General features: G+C 72.8%; 1 protein-coding gene. It reads left to right on the top strand.

The window, feature by feature from the left end; translation table 11 throughout:
• A partial coding sequence (locus G6020_RS14170) for a beta-ketoacyl synthase N-terminal-like domain-containing protein (RefSeq protein ID WP_277815290.1) occupies positions 1-2,839 on the top strand: 2,839 nt, incomplete at both ends.

The raw sequence follows: 2,839 nt of genomic DNA, 5'->3' as shown, positions 1-2,839 counted from the left end.
GGCCCGCTGGTGGGCCGAGCGGGCCGCCGGAGCCCGGCGGGACGCCCTCGCGGTCACCTACCGGGAGATCGCGGAGGCGGCCTCCGAGGAGTTCGTCGGCCGGTACGCGGGCGACGTCGCCGTCGTCACCGGTGCCGGCAAGGGCTCCATCGCCGCCGCCGTCACCGGAAAGCTCCTGGCGGGAGGGGCCACCGTGGTGGCCACCACCTCGAACCTGGACCAGTCCAAGCTGGCCTTCTTCAAGGACCTCTACCGTTCCCACGCCCGCGGTGGCGCGGCGCTGTGGGTGCTGCCGGCCAACCTCACGTCGTACTCGGACGTCGACGCGCTGGTCGAGTGGGTCGGATCCGAGCACGCCGAGTCGGCCGGTGGCCAGACCACCGTCCTCAAGGCGCCGCTCACGCCGACCCTGCTCTTCCCGTTCGCCGCCCCGCGTGTCCAGGGTTCGATGGCCGACGCCGGCCCGCGGGCCGAGACCGAGATGCGCGTCCTGTTGTGGGGCGTGGAGAAGCTCGTCGCCGGGCTCGGCGCGATCGGCGCCGACACCGACGTCGACTCCCGTCTGCACGTGGTGCTGCCGGGCTCGCCCAACCGCGGGATCTTCGGTGGCGACGGCGCCTACGGCGAGGCCAAGGCCGCGCTCGACGCCATGATCGCCAAGTGGGGCTCGGAGAAGTCCTGGTCCGAGCGCGTGACGTTCGTCCACGCGATCATCGGCTGGGTCCGGGGCACCGGGCTGATGGGCCACAACGATCCGCTCGTCGACGCCGTGGAGGCCGCGGGCGTGTCCACCTGGTCCACCGCGGGGATCGCCGCCGAGCTGCTGGACTCGTGCACCCCGGACGTCCGTCGGTCCGCCGGCGAGGCGCCCCTCACCGTCGACCTCACCGGGGGTCTCGGCACCGCCGACCTGGACATGGCCGCGCTCGCCGCGGACCGTCCGGCCCCGGTGACCGAGGCCTCGACCGAGGACGCCGACGGGACCCTCGCGGCCCTGCCGTCCCTGCAGACCGTCACCGCCGACGAGCGCCCCGAGTGGGGCCAGGTCACCCAGGACCTCGAGGACATGGTCGTGATCGTGGGCTCCGGCGAGGTCGGACCCTACGGCAGCGCCCGCACCCGCTTCGAGGTGGAGACCACCGGCGACCTCAGCGCTGCCGGCGTGGTCGAGCTGGCCTGGTCGACCGGGCTCATCACCTGGGAGGACTCGCCGCGCGCCGGCTGGACCGTCACCGGGTCCGGTGACCCGATCGACGAGGCGGACATCGCCGAGCGTTTCCACGACGAGGTGCTCGCCCGGGTGGGCGTGCGTACCTACGCCGACGATTCGCGTGCGGAGATGTTCGACAACGCCTCGCCGCAGCTGACCTCGGTGTTCCTGCCGGAGGACCTGTCCTTCGTCGTGGACGACGAGGGCCAGGCCCGCGCGTACCAGGGGGACGATCCGGAGAACACCGTCGTCACCCGCAGCGAGGACGGCGAGTGGACGGTCACCCGCAAGGCGGGCACCGAGATCCGCGTCCCCCGCCGCACCACGCTCACCCGCATCGTGGGTGGCCAGATCCCCACCGGCTTCGACCCGACGGCATGGGGAATCCCCGCCGACATGGTCTCCGGTATCGACCGGGTGGCGGCGTGGAACCTGGTGGCCACCGTGGACGCCTTCATCTCCTCGGGCTTCACCCCGGCGGAGCTGCTGGCCCACGTGCACCCGGCCGATGTCGCCAACACGCAGGGCACCGGCATGGGCGGCATGACGAGCATGCGCTCGCTCTACATCGACGGGATCCTGGGCCGCAGCCGCGCCAACGACACGCTGCAGGAGGCGCTGCCCAACGTGGTGGCCGCCCACGTCATGCAGTCCTACGTCGGCGGCTACGGCTCGATGGTCCACCCGGTGGCGGCCTGTGCCACCACCGCGGTGAGCGTCGAGGAGGGTTTCGACAAGATCCGCGCCGGTAAGGCCGAGTTCGTGGTGGCCGGCGGGTTCGACGACCTGTCCACCGAGGGCATCCAGGGCTTCGCCGACATGTCCGCCACCGCCGACTCCGCGGCGATGGCCGCCAAGGGGATCGACGAGCGCCACTACAGCCGGGCGAATGACCGGCGACGCGGCGGGTTCGTCGAGTCGCAGGGCGGCGGCACCATCCTGCTGGCCCGTGGCGACGTCGCGGCCCGCATGGGGCTGCCGGTCCACGGGGTGGTGGCCTGGGCGGGGTCGTACGCCGACGGTGCGCACACCTCGATCCCCGCTCCGGGGCTCGGCGCGCTCGGCGCGGGCCGTGGTGGAAAGCGGTCGCCGCTGGCCCGGGGTCTCGCAGAGCTCGGCCTGACCGCGGACGACCTGGCCGTGGTGAGCAAGCACGACACCTCGACCAAGGCCAATGACCCCAACGAGTCGGACCTGCACGAGCGGCTCGGGGCGGCGATCGGTCGCTCCGACGGCAACCCGTTGTTCGTCGTCTCGCAGAAGTCGCTCACCGGGCACGCCAAAGGTGGCGCGGCCGCGTTCCAGCTCATCGGGCTGACCCAGATGCTGCGTTCGGGGACACTGCCCCCCAACCGGGCCCTGGACTGCGTCGACGACGTCCTGGACCGGCACCGGCACCTGGTGTGGCTGCGCGAGACACTGCAGCTGGGCGGGGACCTGCCGCTCAAGGCCGGCCTGCTCACCTCGCTCGGGTTCGGTCACGTGTCCGGTCTCATCGCCGTGACGCACCCCGAGGCGTTCCATCGCGCGGTGGCCGCGCAGCTCGGCGAGCAGGAGTCGGAGCGCATCCGCGAGGCGGCGCTGGGGCGCGAGCGCGACGGAGCCCGGCGCCTGACCGACGCGATCTAC

It is taken from the genome of Dietzia sp. B19 (assembly GCF_014145155.1).
Taxonomy (GTDB): domain Bacteria; phylum Actinomycetota; class Actinomycetes; order Mycobacteriales; family Mycobacteriaceae; genus Dietzia; species Dietzia natronolimnaea.
Note: the sequence above shows the minus strand (reverse complement) of the source record. Positions and strands in the feature narration are given on the sequence as shown.